The sequence below is a fragment of the Microbacterium flavescens genome (genome assembly GCF_018588945.1).
In the GTDB taxonomy this organism is placed as follows: Bacteria; Actinomycetota; Actinomycetes; order Actinomycetales; family Microbacteriaceae; genus Microbacterium; species Microbacterium flavescens.
On record NZ_JAFIWA010000004.1, the window covers coordinates 91,279 to 111,965 of the forward strand.

Below are 20,687 nucleotides of genomic sequence, written 5' to 3' on the forward strand. Positions count from 1 at the left end.
AGGCTGAGCGGCGTGACGACGTATGACCCGCCTCGCCCGTGGATCGCCAGCTACGCCGAGGGGGTGCCGGCCGACCTCGAGCCCGTGACCGGATCTCTGGTCGACATCGTCGAGGCGTCCGCGAGGGACTACCCGGATGCCGCGGCCCTGCAGTTCTTCGGACGCGAGACGTCGTACCGGTCGCTCCATGAGCAGATCGACCGCGCCGCGGCGGGGCTGCGTGCGCTGGGCGTGCGGCCGGGCGATCCCGTCGCCATCGTGCTCCCGAACTGCCCCCAGCACATCGTCGCTTTCTACGCGATCCTGCGCTTGGGCGCCGTCGTCATCGAGCACAATCCGCTCTACACGCCGCGCGAGCTGCGGAAGCAGTTCGAGGACCACGGCGCCAAGCACGCCATCGTGTGGTCGAAGGTCGTGAAGACCGCGCAGGAGTTCCCCGCCGATCTGGAGGTCACGTCGCTCGTCTCGGTCGACATCACCCGGGCGATGCCGTTCACCACCCGCCTCGCGCTCCGCCTCCCCATCTCCCAGGCCCGTGAGGCGCGCACCGCCCTCACGGAGCGCGTCAGCGGCGCGATCCCGTGGGAGTCCGTCGTCGGCTCCGAGCCGCTGCCTGCGACGCATCCGAAGCCCGCCACCGACGACCTCGCGCTCATCCAGTACACGAGCGGCACGACCGGCGCGCCGAAGGGCGCGGCGCTGACCCACCGCAACCTGCTGTCCAATGCGGCGCAGGCGCGCGCGTGGGTCCCGTCGATCGTGCGCGGGGAGGGCTGCGTCGTCTACGCCGTGCTGCCGATGTTCCATGCGTACGGGCTGACGCTCTGCCTCACCTTCGCGATGTCGATGGGCGCTCGCCTCGTGCTCTTCCCCCGCTTCGACCCCGACATGGTGCTCGAGGTCACCAAGAAGCATCCGGCCACCTTCCTTCCGCTCGTGCCGCCGATCGCCGATCGGCTGCTGAAGGCCGCGCGCGACAAGGACGTGTCGCTCGAAGGGACCGAGATCGCGATCTCGGGCGCGATGGCCCTTCCGCACGAGCTGGTCGTGCCGTTCGAGGCGGCCTCCGGCGGCTATCTGGTGGAGGGGTACGGACTGAGCGAGTGCTCCCCCGTGCTCATGGCCAACCCGGTCGCCGACAATCGGGTGCCCGGCACCGTCGGGCTGCCGCTGCCCGGCACCGAGTGCCGTGTCGTCGACCCCGACGACCCGACCCAGGACATGCCGAAGGGCGAGCGCGGTGAGCTGGTCGTGCGCGGACCGCAGGTGTTCGGCGGGTACTACGGCAAGCCCGAGGAGACCGAAGCGGTCTTCACCGACGGCTGGTTCCGCACCGGCGACATCGTCCTCATCGACGACGCCGGCTTCGTGCGGATCGTCGACCGGATCAAGGAGCTGATCATCACGGGCGGGTTCAACGTCGCGCCGACGGAGGTCGAGAACGCGCTCCGCCAGCACCCGCAGGTGGAGGATGCCGCGGTGGTGGGCCTCCCGAGCGATCACAGCGGCGAGGAGGTCGTCGCGGCGGTCGTGGTCGCACCAGGCGAAGAGATCGACGTCGAGGCCGTCCGCGAGTTCGTGCGCAGCATCCTGACCCCATACAAGGTGCCGCGCCGCATCTTCGTCGTCGACGAGCTGCCGAAGTCGCTCATCGGCAAGGTGCTCCGTCGTCAGGTGCGCGACCGCCTGCTCACCCTGACGACGGGGGCGTGACCGCCGCGGCACGCCGCGCGAGGTCGATGCGGTTGGACGACCCCGTCTTGCGCAGGACATTGGAGATGTGCGAGCTGACGGTCTTCTCGCTGACGAACAGCTCGCCCGCGATCTCGCGGTACGTGCGCCCTTGGACGACGAGCCGGACGATCTCGACCTCCCGCGCCGTCAGACCCTCGATGGGCGGCGGCGAATGAGCGGATGCCGCGTCCGCCGCACCCGCTTCGGGCAGCGGAATCCGGGCGGAGCGCGCAAGCTGCAGAAGTGACCCGAGCAGCGGTTCTGCGCCGAGACGGTCCGCGATGACCGCACCGCGACGGAGTGCCTCCGCCGCCCGGCCGCGGTCGGGTCGCGGCGCGATGAGCAGCGCCTCCGCGGCCTTCTCGCAGCAGTACGCCTCTTCCCACGGCAGATCCGCCGCGGCGCACGAGGACCCGGCGTCCAGCCACAGGGTCGCCGCCTCGGCGTCGCGCTGAGCCCGTGCGAGCTCGGCGCGCTGCAGACCCGCGCGCACAGCGGACCAGTCCCGCCCGTCGCGCATCGAGGAGGCGGTGCGCTGTCCCGAGAGGGTCCGCCTCGCGAACTCGCGAACCGCGTCCGGAAGCGACGCTTCGGGCGAGCCGGCGAGCACGTGGTCCGCGAGAATGCGTGCGGCGACCGGGGCGACGCCCGTCGCCTCCTCTTCGCCCCACGTCGGAGACGCCGCCGCGACGACTCGCGCCGCCGCAGCGGTGTCTCCGAGGTGGAGGGCGAGCTCGGCCCTGCCGGCGACGTCCTCCCAGGCCAGCATGAGCCGGCCGTCCGCCACGAGCTCGTCGGCCCGTGCGAAATGCGTCCGACCCAGCGGGATGCGACCCTGGCGCACGGCGAGCCAGCCCGCGATCGCGCGCGTTGCGACGTCGACAGCCCTCCCGGGTGACTCGCTCAGCGTGAAACGGAGGGCGGCGCCGCAGACGCGCCACCGGCCCAGCAGGAACCCGTCGAGGGCTTCCCACATCGCCAGCCACGCGACGTAGGGGTGCGGGAAGATGCCCGTGGCCGCGACCCTCGCCCGATGGATCGCGTCGGCGAATCCAGCCGCGCTCTCCCCGGACGACACGCCCGTCGTGACGTGCGTGACCTGGTTGTACGCAAGTCCGTCGCGGATGCGGGCCGCGGCATCCAGCGCCTCGGCGGCGAGACGACCGATCTCGCCCGCGTCTCCGGCGCGCTCGGCGCTGTCGATGCTCGCCAGAAGGGCCCACGCCAGGGCGGTGTCGTCGCCGGACACCCGAGCGGCGCCGAGCGCGCGTCGGGCGGCGGCACGCGCCGCTTCTTCGTGCATCCAGAGCGACGCGACCGCGAGTGCGTACGCGTCTTCCCAGCTCTCCGGCTCACGGGTGACGCGGGAGCAGAGCGCGTCGATCTCCGCCATCGTCGGCGCCGGGTGCTGGGCGGCCGTCCTCAGCAGCAGGCGCCGCGCCTCCAACTCGAGCCGCCGCCGACGCTCATCCCAGCCGACCTGACTCAACAGGCTCTCGACGGCGTCCAGCTCGGCGTCGACGGCGCCCGCGCCGGCCGCCGCCCGGCGACGGAGCTCGAGGAGCTCTCGCGGCGACTCCGCGGGAGCGGCGACGAGCGGATGCCACGCGATGGCGCGATCGGCGAATCGGAGCGCCTGCGCGAAGCTGTTCGCCGCCAGTGCGGCGCGGCTTGCCGCCAAGGCGGAGTGGTAGGCGTCGTCGGCGCTCCCGGAGTGGGCGGCGTGATCGGCGAGCCTGATGACGTCCTCGAACGACCTCGACTCCCCGACGCCTTCCGCTCTGCGGACGAAGGCCGCGTGCCAGGTCGTGCGCTCGCGCTCGGAGAGCTCACCGGCGAGCATCTCGGCGGAGAGCGGATGCCGGAACCAGTGTGTACCGTCGGGCGCGATGCCGATCACGCCTGCCTCGGCGGCCGACGTCAGGGCTTGATCGATGCCGGCCGGGTTCGGCGCCGAGTCGCGCTCGACGGCGACCACGACCCGCCGCAGTTCGGCCGCGGTCAACGGCCGACCGGCGACGGCGAGCACCCTCAGCACGCCCGCCGCGGCCTCGCCCAGCTCGTGTGCGGGTGCGAGAACGGCTTCCGCAAGGCGCTCCGGCAGCGAAGCAGGCAGGGCGCGCGCGTCGGGGTCGATGCCCTCGACCGTCAGCGCCGTGAAGTAGGGAAAGCCCCTCGTGTGCGCCCAGACCTCCTCGACCAGCGTCTGATGCGGCGAACGCCCCAGCAGATCGGTCAGCTGCTCGGACGTACCCGCGCGATCGAGCGGTCCCACGGAGATGACGTCGCAGGAGTCGACGTGCCGCGCACTCGAAAGCCACCGATCCACCGGCCGCGCGGTGACGATCGGCTCCTCGCGAACGGTCGACACGACGCTCAGCCGCCGCTCACGGGGTCCCGACATCAGGTACAGCGCGGCGTCCAGGGTCGCGCTGTCGGCCCATTGCAGGTCGTCCACGAGCAGCACCACACGCTGATCCTCGGTCCGCTCATCCAGCCACGCGTCGAGGGCCAGAAGCGCCGTCGCCGGCGCCGTGTCGAAGTCGACGAGCGCACCCGGGCCACTGACGCGGAACATGGAGCGAAAGGCCAGCATCGGCACCGAGACCGTCGACAGAGGCAGGCACGCTCCGACGTACACCGCCGCCCCCGAGACCCGCGCGACCGCGTCACCGGCGAGCGTCGTCTTCCCCACTCCGGCCTCACCCGTGAGCACGGCGGAGCCTGATCCGCCTCCTGGCGGGTCGAGGCGCGCGAGGATCCGGCGTCGGACGTCGTCCCGACCGACGATCTGCCGTGCTGTGCCCGCCTCGCGTGGGCCCACCCCTCCAGTGTGCCAGCGTGCGTCCGCTTCGTCCCTGGGGAAGGTGGCGTCACCCCGCCTCGGGCTGGAGGGCCTCGAGCGCGGCCGGCCCCTCGGTGACCAGGATGTGGAACTGAGCGGCGTCGAGGATCCGCACCCCCAGCTCCTCCGCCTTCCCGAGCTTCGATCCGGCTCCCGGCCCCGCGGCGACGAAGTCGGTCTTCTTGGAGACGCTGGACGCCGCCTTGCCGCCGGCACGGAGGATCGCCTCCTGGGCGCCCTCGCGGGTGTAGCCCTCGAGGCTGCCGGTGGCGACGACCGTGAGGCCCTCGAGCACTCCGCCCGTCACGACCGCCGCGCCCGGGCCCGGATGGCCGGGCGTCTCGAGCTGCGCGCCGGCCCTCATCCACTTCTCGACGATGTCCTGGTGCCAGTCCAGCGCGAACCACTCCTCGAGCGAGTCGGCGATGATCCCCCCGACGCCCTCCACTGCCGCGAGCTCGTCGCGGGACGCCTCACGGATCGCCTTCACCGACCCGAACCACTGCGCCAGCGCGCGGGCGGCGACCGGACCGACGTGGCGGATGTTCAGCGCGACCAGGAACCGCCACAGCTCCTTCGTCTTCGCACGCTCGAGCTGGTCGATCAGCGTGAGCGCCTGCGCGGACGGCTGCGGCCCGCTGATCCCCGCCTTCTTCTCCGCCGCACTCGGGTTGCGCCGGAACGGCGCACGCCGCACCGGCTCACCGGTCTTGTCGTCGATCCTCGGCTCGCCGGTCTCGGCATCGCGCACGACGACCTCGATCGGCACGAGCTGCTCGATCGTCAGGTCGAAGATCGTCGCCTCTGTCTGCAGCGGCGGGATCTCGGGAACGGACGGCTGGGTCAGCGCCGCGGCGGTGACCTCACCCAGGGCCTCGATGTCGAGCGCGCCCCGCGAGCCGATGTGCTCGACGCGTCCGCGCACCTGCGCCGGACACGCACGAGTGTTCGGGCAGCGCAGGTCGATGTCGCCCTCCTTCGCCGGCGCGAGGGGAAAGCCGCACTCGGGGCAGTCGGACGGCATGACGAACTCCCGCTCGCTGCCGTCGCGGAGTTCGACGACCGGCCCGAGCACCTCGGGGATCACATCGCCCGCCTTGCGCAGCACGACGGTGTCGCCGATCAGCACGCCCTTGGCCCGCACGACGTCCTGGTTGTGCAGCGTCGCCTGCCGCACCACCGACCCGGCCACGCGCGCGGGGGCCATCACGGCGAACGGGGTCGCGCGCCCGGTGCGGCCCACCGACACCACGATGTCGAGCAGCTTGGTGTTGACCTGCTCGGGCGGGTACTTGTAGGCGATCGCCCAGCGTGGCGCGCGACTCGTGGCGCCGAGCTCGTCGTGCAGCGCGAGCTCGTCGACCTTGACGACGACGCCGTCGATCTCGTGCTCGACGTCGTGGCGGTGCTCGCCGTAGTGGGCGACGAAGTCGAGCACGCCGTCGATGTCGTCGGACGTCCGGAAGTACGGGCTCGTGGGCAGACCCCACTCCGCGAGCAGAGCGTAGATCTCGCTCTGGGACTCGACCGGCGGTCGCTGCCACGCGCCGATGCCGTGAACGAACAGCCGCAGCGAGTCGACTCGCGCCTGGCCGGCCTCGCGCTCGAGTCCGTCCTTCTTGTCGAGCTGCTGCCGCAGGCCGCCCGATGCCGCGTTGCGCGGATTCGCGAACGAGGGGAAGCGACGCTCCGCGCTCGTGCGGGCCTTGGTCTCGTCGAAGGCGCGGGCCCTCGCACGGCTCTCGTCTACCGCGCGATCGCGCATGTCGGCCTGGAGTGCGTTGAGCTTCTCGAACGCCGCGACCGGGATGAACACCTCGCCGCGCACTTCGACGATGTCGGGATGCCCGGTGCCGGAGAGTCGCTGCGGGATGCCGGGCACACGCACGGCGTTGACCGTGACGTCCTCGCCGGTGCGTCCGTCGCCCCGCGTCGCAGCCGAGGTGAGCACGCCGCGCTCGTAGCGGAGGCTGATGGCGAGTCCGTCGATCTTCAGCTCGGTGAGCCAGCGCACCCTGCGACCGGCGCCCGCCTCGGCCTTCGCGCACCACTCCTTCAGCTCGTCGAGGCTGAACACGTTGTCGAGGCTGAGCATGCGCTCGGCATGCTCGACGGGCGCGAACATCGAGCTTTCGGCCGCCCCCACGGTCTGCGTCGGGGAGTCCTGACCCTGCAGCTCGGGATGGAGCCGCTCGAGCGCCTCGAGCCGGTGCATCCAGCCGTCGTACGTCGCGTCGTCGACGATCTCGGCGTTGCGGCCGTAGTAGGCGTCGCGCGCCCCGAGGATCCGCTCCGTCAGCTCGGCGGCCTCGGTGCGGGCGACGTCGAGCCCGGGATCGGCGGGAAGAGCGGCCGCGGCATCGCTCGAGGTGGAGGCGGGCGTAGCGAGCTCGGCGTCATCCGTCACGCGGGACAGTCTAGAAGCGAGCGCCGACAGCAGAAGGGGCTGGACAGGCGACGCCGGGGCGAGGCATCCGCTCTACGCGTCGACGGGAACCGCCGACACGGTGCGATCGATCGTGAACTGGCCGATCACCCGCGTGCCGTCGTAGAGGACCGCGGTCTGCCCGGGCGCGACGCCGTCGAACGGGGTCTCGGGCACGACGGTGAGTCGGCCGTCGGCGAGGGTCGCGCGCGCGGCCACCGGGTCGGCGTGAGCGCGGATCTGGACGTGGCAGTCGAAGTCGCCCGCAGACTGCGGGCGACCGGCCCACGAGTGCCGCTCCCCCGAGATCTCGGCGATTGCGAGGGCTTCCTTGGGCCCCACGACCACGGTGTTGGAGACGGGGCGCACCTCGAGCACGAAGCGCGGCTTCCCGTCCGGGGCCGGCACGCCGAGGGACAGGCCTCGGCGCTGCCCGACGGTGAAGGCGTGCGCTCCTTCGTGACTGCCCACGACCGCTCCCGTGCGGTCGACCACGTCGCCCTGTGCGGTGCCGACCTTCTCGGCCAGCCAGCCGCGCGTGTCGCCGTCGGGGATGAAGCAGATGTCGTGGCTGTCGGGCTTGTGAGCCACCGTGAGGCCCCGGGCCTCGGCCTCGGCGCGCACGACCGCTTTGGACGGCGTGGAGCCCAGGGGGAAGTAGGTGTGCGCCAGCTGCTCGGCGGTCAGGACGCCCAGGACGTAGGACTGGTCCTTCGCGGAGTCCGACGCGCGGTGCAGCTCGAGCCCATCGCCGGTCTCGAGCAGCGTGGCGTAGTGGCCCGTGCACACCGCGTCGAAGCCCAGCTCCAGCGCACGCTCGAGAAGCGCGGCGAACTTGATCTTCTCGTTGCAGCGCATGCACGGGTTCGGCGTGCGACCGGCGCGGTACTCGGCGACGAAGTCCTCGATCACGTCGTCCCGGAACCGCTCCGAGAAGTCCCAGACGTAGAACGGGATCCCGATCAGATCGGCCGCACGACGGGCATCCATCGCGTCCTCGATCGTGCAGCAGCCGCGGCTGCCGGTGCGCAGCGTGCCGCCCGCGCGCGAGAGGGCGAGATGCACGCCGACGACGTCGTGCCCGGCCTCCACGGCCCGCGCGGCCGCGACGGCGGAATCGACGCCACCGCTCATCGCCGCAAGGATCCGCATGGGTCCAGTCTACGAGTGGCCGCCTGAGGACGACCCGGACGCCGCCCGCGCACGCTCGACCACGCCTGGCAGCGCATCGAGCACCCGCGCGACGTCGTCGTCGACCGAGGTGCGGCCGAGCGTGAACCGCAGCACCTGTCGGGCCTCGGCATCCGATCGGCCCAGGGCCTGCACGACGTGCGACGGCTCGGGGATGCCCGCCTGGCAGGCCGACCCGGTCGACACCGCGATGCCGGCCTGGTCGAGGAGGAAGAGGAGCGTCTCGCCCGCCGCACCCGGGAACAGCACGTGGGCGTTGCCGGGAATGCGGTCCTCCGGATCGCCGAGCAGCTCGGCCTCGGGAACGGAGGACAGGATGCCGAGCACGAGCTTCCGGCGCAGGTCCGTGAGCCGTCGGGCCTCGCCCTCCCGCTCCGACTCGGCCAGTTCCGCGGCGACGGCGAAGGCGGCGGCCCCGGCGACGTCCTGCGTGCCGGCCCGGAGACCGCGCTGCTGGCCGCCGCCGTGGACCAGGGGCGCGAGGCGCGCATGCCGTGACACGACCAGCGCACCCACTCCCGCCGGGCCGCCGACCTTGTGCGCCGAGACGCTCATCGCGCACAGCCCGACATGGCCCGCGGCATCCGCTCGCCATCCGCGGAAGGAGACCGGGACGTGGCCGAGCGCGGCGACCGCGTCGACGTGCAGCGCGATGCCGGCTGCGGCGGCGGCCGCGGCGAGCCCGCGTGCGTCGTTGACGGTGCCCACCTCGTTGTTCGCCGCCAGGGCGGTCGCGAACGCCGCGCCGGCCAGGCTCTCGGCGAAGCGCGCGGGCTCGATCGCGCCGCGCGGGTCGAGGGGAACGTGGCGCAGCACGGCGCCCTCCGCGGTGCGCAGCCACTCGATCGCGTCGAGGGTCGCATGGTGCTCGCCGTCGGGCAGGACGATCGCGTCGGTCGCGGCATCCCGCGCCCACCACAGTCCCTTCACAGCGAGATTGACGGCCTCTGTGCCGCCCGAGGTGAAGACCACCTCGATCGGGTCGCAGCCGAGCACCGCCGCCAGCCGCTCGCGCGACTCCTCGAGCACCCGTCGGGCGGACTGGCCGTACCCGTGGATCGAGGATGCATTGCCCACGTCGGCGGTCGCGCGAAGCCAGGCGTCGCGGGCCTCCGGCCGCAGGGGCGTCGTGGCCGCGTGATCGAGGTAGACGTGCACTGCACTCCCCCTCCTGCGTCCGGCGGTCGCGCCGGCGCGACTGCGTCTCATGTCCGCCGGGACCGGGTGCCGTGACGCCCGGGAGCCCTGCGCTTACTACTGTAGGTCGCATGCCTCGCCACCAGTTCGCTGCGTCGACCCTGTCTCCGGGACTGCACAGCTCCGACCTCGACGACCTGGGCGTCACGCTCGGCCCGGACGGCGGGAGACTCCGGGCGTGGTCCGGCGCCGCCGACGCGATGGAGCTCGTCGTCTTCGACGACACCGACCTCGACTGGGCCACCGACACCGTCCCGCTCGAGCCCGTCGGGGGTGGGGTGTGGGAAGTCACCACGCACCTGCTGCGCGCGGGCACCCGCTACGCCGTGCGGGTCGACGGGCCGCACGCTCCCGGCAACACCTTCAACCGCGGCACGCTGCTGATCGAGCCCTACTCGCGCGGGCTCGACCGCGGCGGCTACGACGCCTGGCGGTCGGTGGTCGTCGACGGCTCGTTCGACTGGGGCGGCATCGCCAAGCCCGCGGTCCCTCTGGATCGCACCGTGATCTACGAAGGTCATCTGAAGGGCCTGTCGAAGCGGCATCCGGGTGTCCCGCCCGCCCTTCACGGCACGTACGCCGGGCTCGCGCATCCCGCCATGATCGAGCACTTCCTGTCGCTCGGGGTGACGAGCATCGAGCTCCTCCCCGTGCACGCGTTCGCGACCGAGCCGCGCCTGCTGCAGCACGGCCTGTCGAATTACTGGGGCTACAACACCCTCAACTTCTTCACGCCCCACGCTCCGTATGCCACGGAGCGGGCGCGTCGCGAGGGGCCGGAGGCGGTCCTCCGGGAGTTCAAGGGCATGGTGCGGCTGCTGCACGAGGCCGGGCTCGAGGTCATCCTCGACGTCGTCTACAACCACACGGCCGAGGAGGGTCTCGGCGGCCCGCGGTCGAGTCTGCGCGGCTTCGACAACGCCGCCTACTACCGGCAGCAGGACGACGGCGCCTACATCGACGTCACCGGCTGCGGGAATTCAGTCGACACGTCGACGGATGCCGCAGCCCGCCTGATCCTGGATTCTCTGCGCTACTGGGCCGAGGACGTGCAGGTCGACGGGTTCCGCTTCGATCTCGCGGCGACGCTCGGCCGCGACGCCGACCACCACTTCACCCCCGACCATCCGCTGCTGCGCGCGATCATCGATGACCCGGCCCTCGCCGGCGTGAAGAAGATCTCGGAGCCGTGGGACGTCGGCATGGGCGGGTGGCAGACCGGGAACTTCGGCGACGGCTGGAGCGAGTGGAACGATCGCTACCGCGACCGCGTGCGCAACTTCTGGCTCAGCGATGTCGACTACGCCCGCCGGGCGTCCACGGCCCCGGTCGGCATCGGCGGATTCGCCACCCGCCTCGCCGGATCGGCCAACACCTTCTCCGCCGAGCGCGGACCGCTCGCGAGCGTCAACTTCGTCACGGCCCACGACGGGTTCACACTGCGCGACCTCGTCTCCTACGACGTCAAGCACAACCTCGGCAACGGCGAGCAGAACCGCGACGGCGCAGACACGAACCGGTCGTTCAATCACGGGGCGGAGGGCCCGACCGACGACCAGGGCATCCTCGCCACGCGCCGCCGGGCGATGCGCAACCTGCTCGGCACGCTCCTGCTGTCCGCCGGCATCCCGATGCTGACCGCCGGGGACGAGTTCGGCCGCACGCAGCGCGGGAACAACAACGCCTACTGTCACGATTCGCCGCTGACCTGGCTGTCGTGGGAGCACGCAGATTGGCAGCGCGACCTCTTCGCCCATGTGCAGCGGCTGCTGGCGCTGAGACGCGAGAATCCGGCGCTGCGCCCCATCCGGTTCGCGCGACTCGGCGAGCACACGCCGTCGGCCTCCGTCATGGAGTGGTTCGACGAGCATGGTGAGACCATGTCGGGCGAGCGGTGGACGAGCCCGTCGCACCGCACGCTCCAGTACGTCGCGGCGTCGACGCCGGAGTTCGAGGACTTCAACCGGATCCTGCTCATCATCCACGGCACCGAGCGCGCGACCGAGGTCACGCTCCCCGTGATCGAAGGGGTCAGCAGGTACGTGCCGCTGTGGTCGAGCGCCGACGAGGCGCCGGTGCTAGGTCACGACGATCACGCCCCGGGCGAGGTCGTGCCGGTGCCCGGAACGTCGATGCACCTGTTCCGCGCGGAGTGAGCATCCACGGTTCGCACCCTCCGCGCAAGCTCCTATCAAGCGTTCACCGGTCCCGGTAGGTTCGAATCGTGGCATCACCGACGCGTCCGACTCCCCCACGTCCGTGGCGGAGCCTCTCCGCACTCCCTGTCCGTCCTGCACGCGTGCACGAATCGCACGTCGAGACGATGACCGGCCGCATCCCCCTCACGAAGCCGTCCCCCTCCATACCCGGCGAACCGTATCGCCCGAAGGCGTTCAACGGCGAAGCCGTGCCGTTCGGCGTCACCGCGTTCCGGGAGGGGCACGACCGCATCGGCGTGCACCTGCGGCTCTTCTCCCCATCGGGCGACGAGTCGCTCCACGCGGTGGCCCCGCTGGAGAACGGTCTGGACCGGTGGGCGACGACGGTGGCCCCGCTGGAGGACGGACTGTGGACCTTCCGCTTCGAGGCGTTCGGGGATGACTTCCTGACCTGGCAGCACGCGGCGGACGTGAAGATCGCCGCAGGGGTGGATGTCGAGCTCATGCGCGAGATGGGTGCTCTGCTCTTCGATCGCGCCCGTGATGAGAAGGACCGGTCCGCCGCCGAGCGGAAGACGCTCGCCGGCGCGGCCGCAGCCCTTCGCGATGCCAAGATCGACAGCCAGGGCGCACTCGCCGTCGTGCGCGACCCGGCCATCGCCGGGTTCTTCGCCCAGCGGCCGCTCATGTCCATCGCCTCCACCGGACCGACGCTCGAGCTGCTCGTCGAGCGGGAGCGGGCGGGCGTGGGCGCGTGGTACGAGTTCTTCCCCCGCTCGGAGGGCGCGAAGCGGCTCAAGGACGGCCGGGTGAAGCCGGGCAACCTCCGGACCGCCCGCGCCCGCATGCCCGCTGTGCGCGCCATGGGCTTCGACGTGCTGTACATCCCGCCGGTGCATCCGATCGGCACGACCAACCGCAAGGGCCGCAACAACAGCCTCACCGCCGAACCGGGAGATCCGGGCTCGCCGTACGGCATCGGCGCTGCGGCGGGCGGCCACGACGCCATCGCGCCCGAGCTCGGCTCGATGGCGGACTTCCGCGCCTTCGTGCGTGCCGCCGCCGACAACGGCCTCGAGGTCGCGCTCGACATCGCCCTCAACGCCTCGCCCGATCACCCCTGGGTCACCGAGCATCCGGAGTGGTTCGTCACCCTGCCCGACGGCTCGATCGCGTACGCGGAGAATCCCCCCAAGAAGTACCAGGACATCTACCCGGTCTACTTCGACAACGACCCGGCGGGCATCTACGCCGAGGTGCTGCGGGTGGTCCGCCACTGGATCGCGCAGGGGGTCACGATCTTCCGCGTCGACAACCCGCACACCAAGCCGCTCGAGTTCTGGGAGTGGCTCATCGCGACGGTGAACGCCGACCGTCCCGACGTCGTCTTCCTGGCCGAGGCCTTCTCGCGTCCCGAGGTGATGCAGACGCTCGCGAAGGCGGGCTTCCAGCAGAGCTACTCGTACTTCACCTGGCGCAACACCAAGCGCGAGCTCGAGGAGTTCTTCACCTCGATCGCCACCGAGACGGCCGACTTCATGCGGCCGAACCTCTTCGTGAACACCCACGACATCCTGACGGAGTACCTGCAGTTCGGCGGGCGACCGGCGTACGTCATCCGGGCGGCGCTGGCGGCCACCGCCGCCCCCACGTGGGGTGTCTACGCGGGCTACGAATTGTTCGAGAACGTGGCCCGCCCGGGCTCCGAGGAGAACATCGACAACGAGAAGTACGAGATCAAGGTGCGCGACTGGGAGGGCGCGGAGGCGGCCGGCGACTCGCTCGCGCCCTGGATCACGCGCCTGAACGAGATCCGTCGCGACCACCCCGCACTGCGTCAGCTGCGCAACATCACGATCCACTGGAGCGACGACGACGCGATCCTCGTGTACGCGAAGCACCTTCCCGCGGACCTGTCGCCCACGGGTGTCAGCGACACGATCATCGTCGTCGTCAACACCGACCCGCACTCGGTGCGGCAGACGATGGTGCACCTCGACACCCGCGTGTGGGGCGTCGCGCCCGGCGACCCCTACGAGGTCGAGGATCTCGTCACCGGGGCGCAGTGGACGTGGTCCGATCACAACTTCGTCCAGCTGGACGCCTTCCGTGAGCCCGTCCACATCCTGCACGTCAAGGAGATCCGATGACGACGACCGACAGTGTGCTCGACGCCATCGCCGACGGCGCCTACCACGACCCGCACAGCGTGCTTGGAATCCACTACGGCGACGACGCCGAAGGGGGCGCCCTCTGGACCGTCCGGGCACGCCGCCCGCTGGCGCGCAGCGTCACCGCCGTGTTCGTCGACGGCACGCGCGTGCCGCTCGAGCACGTGCGCGCGGGGATCTGGGAGGGGACGCGCTCCGGTCCCCTGCGCCGGTACGAGCTCGTGACGACGTACGAGGATGCACCCGACTACATCGCCGACGACCCCTACCGCTTCTCGCCCACGATCGGCGAGCTCGACCTCCACCTCATCGGAGAGGGTCGCCACGAGGAGCTCTGGCGTGTGCTCGGCGCGCACGTGCGCGAGTTCGAGGGCACGAGCGGGACGGCCTTCACGGTGTGGGCGCCGAATGCGCGGGCGGTCCGCGTCACCGGTTCCTTCAACGACTGGAACGGCCAGACTCACGCCATGCGCTCGATGGGCGGCAGCGGCGTGTGGGAGCTCTTCGTGCCCGGCGTCGGCGCCGGGGCGACCTACAAGTTCGAGTTGCTGAGCCGATCCGGCGGCTGGGTGACCAAGGCCGACCCGATGGCGCGCCTCGCCGAGGTCCCACCCGCGACCGCGTCGGTGGTCACGCAGTCCTCCTACCGCTGGGCGGACGACGCGTGGATGGCGCGCCGGGCGCGCTCCACGCCGGTATCGGAGCCCATGTCGGTCTACGAGCTCCACTTCGGCTCGTGGCGGCCTGGCCTGTCGTATCGCGAGGCGGCCGACCAGCTGATCGATTACGTCGGCGCTCAGGGCTTCACGCACATCGAGTTCCTCCCGCTGGCCGAGCACCCCTTCGGCGGCTCGTGGGGCTATCAGGTCACCGGCTACTACGCGCCCACGAGCAGGTTCGGGCAGCCCGACGATCTGCGCTACCTGATCGACCGTCTGCACGGTGCGGGCATCGGCGTGATCATGGACTGGGTGCCGGGGCATTTTCCGAAGGATGCCTTCGCCCTCGCCCGCTTCGACGGCGAGGCCCTCTACGAGCACCCCGACCCCCGGCGCGGCGAACACCGCGACTGGGGCACGTACATCTTCGACTACGGCCGCAACGAGGTGCGCAACTTCCTCGTCGCCAACGCCCTCTACTGGTTCGAGGAGTTCCACGTCGACGGTCTCCGCGTGGACGCCGTCGCCTCGATGCTCTACCTCGACTACTCGCGTGAAGAGGGCGAGTGGGTGCCGAACGTGCACGGCGGGCGCGAGAACCTCGAGGCCATCCGCTTCCTCCAGGAGGTGAACGCCACCGCTTACAAGCGCTACCCCGGCATCGCCATGATGGCCGAGGAGTCCACGAGCTTCCCCGGCGTCACCGCCCCGACGCGGCAGGCCGGCCTCGGCTTCGGCTTCAAGTGGAACATGGGCTGGATGAACGACTCGCTGCAGTACATCAAGCGCGACCCGATGTACCGCTCGCACCACGAGGGCGAGCTGTCGTTCTCCTTCGTGTACGCCTTCAGCGAGAACTTCGTGCTGCCGATCAGCCACGACGAGGTCGTGCACGGCAAGGGCAGTCTCATCGGGCGCATGCCCGGCGACCACTGGCAGCAGCTCGCGAACATGCGCGCATTCCTGGCCTACATGTGGGGCCATCCCGGCAAGCAGCTGCTGTTCATGGGTCAGGAGTTCGGCCAGCTGTCCGAGTGGTCGGAAGGCCGCTCGCTCGACTGGTGGCTGCTCGACCAGCCGTCGCATGCCCAGCTGCAGTCCTTCGTCGCGACGCTCAACCGCGTCTACCGCGACCATTCCGCGCTCTGGTCACGCGACAGCGACGGCGCGGCGTTCGTCCGCCTGGGTGCCCCGCAGTGGAATCGGAACGTCATCGCCTTCGCACGCCGCGACTGGCACGGCAACTCGATCGCGGTGATCTGCAACTTCTCTGGTGTGCCGATCACGTCGTACGAGCTCGATCTGCCCGAACAGGGCGTCTGGCACGAGGTGCTCAACACGGATGCCGAAGCCTACGGCGGCTCGGGCGTCGGCAACCTCGGCATGGTGCACGCCGGCGACGGCGGACGCGCGAAGCTCGTGCTGCCTCCGCTCGGCGTGCTGTGGCTGAGGCACGACCCGGAGGCCCACATCCCGTCTCCGACGAAGGGCTGAGCGCCGCTCAGAAGAGGAGCGAGGCGAGCTGCCCACGGGCACGGATGACGCGCGGGTCTGCATCGCCCACGAGCGCGAACAGCTCGAGCATGCGCTCACGTACCGGCGCACGCTCTTCGGCCGGCAACTGCGCGAACAGCTCGAGCAGGCGTCCGAACGCGTCCTCGACGTGACCCCCGGCCACATCGAGGTCGGCGACGGCGAACTGGGCGTCGATGTCGGTGGGCGCGGCGGCCGCGGCCGCACGGGCGGCCTGGAGGTCGGCGCCCTGGACCCGGTCGAGCAGGCGCACCTGCCCGAGGCCGGCGCGAGCATCCGCGTCGCGGGGGTTCTCCGCCAGCGCCTTCTCGTAGGCGGCGATCGCGCGGGGGTAGTCGCCCGCCTCGATGGCGTCGAAGGCCTCGGCGTGCAGCGGGGGCAGCGGCGGCTCCACGGGCTCGGATGCCTCGGCCGGGGCATCCCCGTCGACACTCACCGTGCCGGTGACGCCGTTCTGCGCCGCGAGCTGAAGGAGCTGGGCGAATACCTCGCGGACCTGCTGCTCGGGCACCGCCCCGGTGAACATCGGCACCGGCTGTCCGGCGACGAGCGCGACGACCATCGGGATCGACTGCGCGCGGAAGGCCTGCGAGAGCTGCGGATTGGCGTCGACATCGACCTTCGCAAGGACAAGACGACCGCCGAGTTCCGTCACGACGCGCTCGAGCACCGGGCTCAGCTGCTTGCAGGGTCCGCACCACTCGGCCCACAGGTCGATGACGACCGGCACGGTGCGCGAGAGCTCGAGCACCTGGGCGAACGTGTCGTCCGTGACGTCCATGACCAGGGACGGAACGGATCCGGCCGGCATCGCCTCCCGGTCCTGCCCCGCCGGCGCCGCCGCCGCCGGACGATTGCGCAGGGTCGAGAGGTCGACAGCGCCACGCAGCGCGGCGCCCGAGGTGGGATCGGTCACTTGATCACCTTCGAGTTGAGGATGTCGGACGAGTAGCCGAGCAGACGGATCTTCTCGGTCGATCCCTGTCCGGGGACGTAGAAGAACACCTGGTCGCTGAACGTGGTCGTGAAGCCGGTCGCCGACTGATCGGCGCCTGCGAGGGTCTTCACCGTCTGGTTGTCGGGAAGCTTGATCACCGCGCCCGGGTCGGTCGGCTTGACCGTGTCGATCTCGTTGACGCTGACCGCCACGATGGCGCCGCTCTCGAGGGTGGCGAGCGCGAGCGGTGCGAACTGGCCGGGGCCCGACGAGAAGGTGAAGCTTCCCGTCTTGGCGGCCGTCTCGTTGAACGAGTCGAGACGACGCTGACGGTCGGCGACGATGCTGGCGCGCAGCTGGTCGCCCTCCTCCTCGAACAGATCGAAATGCGGGCTGTCCTCGCCCTTGTTGATGATGTCGGCATAGGCCGACGCAAGGTCCTCGGGAGGCATGATCAGGAAGGGCGAGTCGGCTGCCGGCTCGACCGCGCCGATGTACCACGGCGCGAGATCGGGCATCGGAGTAGACGCCTCGAGGCCCGCCGAGTACGAGAGCTTGTACGGCGACCAGGCGTCCTTCTGGGTGAGGACCATGATGCTCGAGGTCTTGCTCTCATCGTCGTCCACGACGGCCATGACCGACCGGGGCCAGGAGTCGTTCGACTCCGGCAGCACGATCTCGAGCGGCTTGGTGAGGATGGGGGCCGGCGCGGCGTAGTCCGCGATCGCGGCGCGCAGCGTGTAGTTGGTCGTCCGGGCCGCGAGGGCCGCACCGTCGAGGCGCGTGGCCGCGAGGTCCTTGTCCTTGGCCTCGTCGGCCTCCGCCACCGTTGCCGCGATGCGCGCGAGGATGCGCTCGGCCTGCGGCTTCGTGACGGCGGGAGACTGCTGCCCCTCCTGCTCGATCACCGAGGCCGTCGGAGTCGGCGTGGGGGTCGAGCCCAGTTGCGGCCACGCGTCCGCCGAGCAGCCGCTGAAGAGCAGTGCCGACACGGCGACGACAGGCAGGACGGCGAACGCGCGGCGTCCGCCGGTCACAGCGCGGCGGGTGCTCGGAGTCGAGCTGATGACGCCCTTGTCGGCGCTGTCGATGGCCAGATCGATGGGCTCGGTGACCGGCAGCGGCAGGCCCTTGCGGCGCGGACCGCGCGAGCGGCGGGCGTGGCGGATGCCGAGGAAGTAGAGGAAGACGCCGACGGCCATGAGGATGCCGCCGCCCACGATGAGCGGGCCGGCCCACGGGGTCGAGTTGGCGATGGGCCAGGACACCGACACGTTCGACGGCGCGGGGGCCGTTCCGTCGGTGGCGACGAGCACGCTCATCTGGGACGGGAGCTGCAGCGGTGCGATCAGGATGTCGCTCTGCTGGAATTCGTCGAGCCACAGGTCCGACCCGACCGGAGAGCGGGAGGGCACCTCGGCCGCGGCCTCTTCGGTGGCGGCGTCGCCGCCGGCGGCTTCGTCGGTGGCCGGATCGCCGGTCGCCGGATCGGTCTCGCTCTCGGCGGGGGGTTCGGGCTCGACGAGCTCGGTCACGATCTCGCCTTCGTCATCGAGAGTCGCGACGTTGTACGGGGTGTCGGACAGCCACGCCTGCATGTCGGCGGTGCGCCCGTAGGCGGCGAAGATGTTCCCCTCTCCCTGCGCACGCAGCGTCTGCGCGCCGGAGATCTCGTTGAGCACGTCGCCGTCGATGACGAGGTACGGCGCCTGCTCCTCGACGGAGATCGCGGCGATGTCGTTCTCGGGGCCCTGGAAGATCGTCCGCTGCGCGATGCCCGCCCCGATCATCACGGCGGCGAGCACGAATGCGGCCACGGCCCAAACGAAACGCACGAAGAACACCTTTCCCGGGCCTGCCCGGACGGCATGGACCCTCGATTCGACATTTCAGACTAGCGAAGTCGACCTGAAAGGCGCCCGGGAGGGGCCAATCGCGGGCCTGGGCGTCCGCAGTGCGTATCCTGACGGAACGGAAGTTCGGCGAACGCGCCGGCAGCGTCGGGAGGGTCGCATGAAGGTGCACAATCCGTTCCGGGTGGCGTTCGTCGCCACCCTGGGCGTCGGGCTCGGGCTGGTCCTCATCGCCAGCATCCAGACGCTGTCGACGATCCTCCTCTACGTCGGAACGGCATTGTTCCTCTCCCTCGGCCTCGACCCCATCGTCGCCTGGCTGGAGCGCCGCAAGCTCCCCCGGTGGGCGGCCGTGCTCGTCACGATCCTGGGCGTGCTCGCCGCCTTCGCGGGCATCATCCTGATGGTGGTGCCCGTCATCGTCGGCCAGGTCGGCCAGCTCGTGTCGGCCATTCAGGAGCTCTTCGAGGAGGGCGCCCTCGCCGATCCCGTCACGGGCATCAAGGAGTGGCTGCAGTCCACGTTCCCGCTCCTCGACGTCGACACCGTGTGGACCTACATCGAGGACTGGTACAAGACCCTCGACGTGGGCCAGATCGGCAGCGAGATCGGCGGCGGCATCATCGTCATCGGCGGCGCGCTGCTGGCCGGCCTCGCCGGTGCGTTCATCGTCCTGATCCTCACGATCTACTTCACGGCGTCCACGCCGAGCCTCAAGCGCGCCGTGTACCAGCTGGTCCCGGCATCCAAGCGCTCGCGCTTCATCGACCTGGGCGAGCAGATCACCGACTCGGTCGGCTACTACGTCATCGGCCAGCTCAGCCTCGGCGTGATCAACGGCGTGCTGAGTGCGATCTTCCTGTCGATCATCGATGCGCCCTTCCCCGCTGTGCTCGCGGTCGTCGCCTTCTTCTTCTCGCTGATCCCGCTGGTCGGAACACTCACCGGCTCGACGATCATCGTCCTCACGTGTCTCGGACTCGGCTCGCCCACGATCGCGCTGATCGCCGGGATCTACTACCTGATCTACATGCAGATCGAGGCCTACGTGCTCGCTCCCCGCATCATGGGGCGCGCTGTCTCGGTGCCCGGAGCCGTCGTCGTCATCGCCGCGCTGGCGGGTGGTGCGCTCCTCGGCCTGTTGGGCGCCCTCGTGGCGATCCCCGTGGCGGCGAGCATCCTGATCATCTACCGTCAGGTGGTCATCCCCCGCCAGAACGAGCGCTGAGCGGATGCCGCGGCCCGGCCCGCTCAGGCTTCGTCGACGATCTCGCCGTCCCAGTCGGTCGGCAGCGGCAGCGCATCGGGATTGATCGCCGCCACGATCTCGGTCAGCACGCGGCGGGTCTGATTCTCGCCGACCCAGAGGTGCTTGCCGCCCTCGACCGGGATCAGCACGGCGTGCGGGACGCTCGCGAAGCGCTGGGCCGCGGCATCCGGCCGGAGATAGTCGTCGAACTCGGGAACGAGCACGATGAGGGGGCGGTCATCGCGTGCCCACGCGGCCACCTCCGCGTCGGTCGCGCGATGCAGCGGCGGTGAGAGGAGCACCGCGCCCGCGATGTCGTGGTCGCGACCGTACTTGAGGGCGAGCTCCGTGCCGAACGACCAGCCGACGAGCCACGGGGCGGGAAGTCCCCGCTCGCGCACGAACTCCATCGCCGCCGCCACGTCGAACGCTTCGGCGCGGCCGCCGTCGAATGTGCCCTCGCTCGTGCCGCGCGGAGACATCGTTCCGCGGGTGTTGAATCGCAGGACCGCGAGGTCGGCCAGCGCGGGCAGCCGGCCGGCCGCCTTGCGGAAGATGTGGGAGTCCATGAAGCCCCCGGCGGTGGGCAGCGGATGGAGCGTCACGAGGGTCGCGACGGGCTCACGTCCCGCGGGAAGCGCGAGCTCGCCGACGAGCGTGAGTCCGTCGAGCGTCTCGAGCTCGATGTCCTCCCGGCGGGCGGGCAGGAGCAGGGGGCCTCGGATCTCCATGTC

12 protein-coding genes are annotated in these 20,687 nt (G+C 70.9%); 5 read left to right on the forward strand and 7 right to left on the reverse strand.

Going from position 1 to position 20,687, the window contains the following annotated elements:
• Window positions 1-12: 12 nt before the first annotated feature.
• Complete coding sequence (locus JX005_RS09515; protein WP_307858546.1) at window positions 13-1,713, forward strand: long-chain-fatty-acid--CoA ligase; 1,701 nt, start codon at window positions 13-15, stop codon at window positions 1,711-1,713.
• On the opposite strand, the gene JX005_RS16380 is transcribed toward JX005_RS09515, so the two are convergent.
• From JX005_RS16380 to JX005_RS09535, 4 genes are all read right to left on the reverse strand, one after another.
• Entirely contained in the window at window positions 1,691-4,558 is a 2,868-nt protein-coding gene (locus JX005_RS16380; protein WP_214467258.1) for a helix-turn-helix transcriptional regulator, read from the reverse strand. The genes JX005_RS09515 and JX005_RS16380 overlap by 23 nt on opposite strands.
• A gap of 49 nt (window positions 4,559-4,607) precedes the next feature.
• Complete coding sequence (gene ligA, locus JX005_RS09525; protein ID WP_214467259.1) at window positions 4,608-6,986, reverse strand: NAD-dependent DNA ligase LigA; 2,379 nt, start codon at window positions 6,984-6,986, stop codon at window positions 4,608-4,610.
• Window positions 6,987-7,058: 72 nt separating this feature from the next.
• On the reverse strand, window positions 7,059-8,156 hold the full coding sequence (mnmA, locus tag JX005_RS09530; RefSeq protein WP_214467260.1) for a tRNA 2-thiouridine(34) synthase MnmA: 1,098 nt from the start codon (window positions 8,154-8,156) through the stop codon (window positions 7,059-7,061).
• 9 nt (window positions 8,157-8,165) lie between these two features.
• Window positions 8,166-9,353, reverse strand: coding sequence for a cysteine desulfurase family protein (locus JX005_RS09535; RefSeq protein WP_214467261.1), 1,188 nt, complete (start codon window positions 9,351-9,353; stop codon window positions 8,166-8,168).
• 110 nt (window positions 9,354-9,463) lie between these two features.
• Between JX005_RS09535 and glgX the strand changes: the two genes are divergently transcribed.
• From glgX to glgB, 3 genes are all read left to right on the forward strand, one after another.
• Window positions 9,464-11,548 (forward strand): glycogen debranching protein GlgX, encoded by a 2,085-nt coding sequence (gene glgX / locus JX005_RS09540; RefSeq protein ID WP_214467262.1) that lies wholly within the window; start codon window positions 9,464-9,466, stop codon window positions 11,546-11,548.
• A 167-nt stretch (window positions 11,549-11,715) separates the two neighbouring features.
• On the forward strand, window positions 11,716-13,701 hold the full coding sequence (locus JX005_RS09545; protein WP_214467454.1) for an alpha-1,4-glucan--maltose-1-phosphate maltosyltransferase: 1,986 nt from the start codon (window positions 11,716-11,718) through the stop codon (window positions 13,699-13,701).
• Window positions 13,698-15,875, forward strand: a complete 2,178-nt coding sequence (gene glgB, locus JX005_RS09550) for a 1,4-alpha-glucan branching protein GlgB (RefSeq protein ID WP_214467263.1) — start codon at window positions 13,698-13,700, stop codon at window positions 15,873-15,875. Before JX005_RS09545 ends, glgB begins: the two co-directional genes overlap by 4 nt.
• Before the next feature lie 7 nt (window positions 15,876-15,882).
• Here glgB and JX005_RS09555 read toward each other — a convergent pair whose 3' ends face one another.
• Window positions 15,883-16,830: a tetratricopeptide repeat protein gene (locus JX005_RS09555; protein ID WP_214467264.1), complete on the reverse strand. Its 948-nt coding sequence runs from the start codon at window positions 16,828-16,830 to the stop codon at window positions 15,883-15,885.
• On the reverse strand, window positions 16,827-18,686 hold the full coding sequence (locus JX005_RS09560) for a DUF8094 domain-containing protein (RefSeq protein WP_214467265.1): 1,860 nt from the start codon (window positions 18,684-18,686) through the stop codon (window positions 16,827-16,829). The genes JX005_RS09555 and JX005_RS09560 overlap by 4 nt, the downstream gene beginning before the upstream one ends.
• Window positions 18,687-18,864: 178 nt before the next feature.
• On the opposite strand from JX005_RS09560, the gene JX005_RS09565 reads away from it, so the two are divergent.
• Complete coding sequence (locus JX005_RS09565; protein ID WP_214467266.1) at window positions 18,865-19,932, forward strand: AI-2E family transporter; 1,068 nt, start codon at window positions 18,865-18,867, stop codon at window positions 19,930-19,932.
• A 23-nt stretch (window positions 19,933-19,955) separates the two neighbouring features.
• Here the strand turns inward: JX005_RS09565 and JX005_RS09570 are convergent, their stop codons facing one another.
• Window positions 19,956-20,684 carry an alpha/beta hydrolase gene (locus JX005_RS09570; protein WP_214467267.1) on the reverse strand — a complete coding sequence of 243 codons (729 nt, stop codon included), beginning with the start codon at window positions 20,682-20,684 and terminating at the stop codon, window positions 19,956-19,958.
• Window positions 20,685-20,687: the final 3 nt, after the last annotated feature.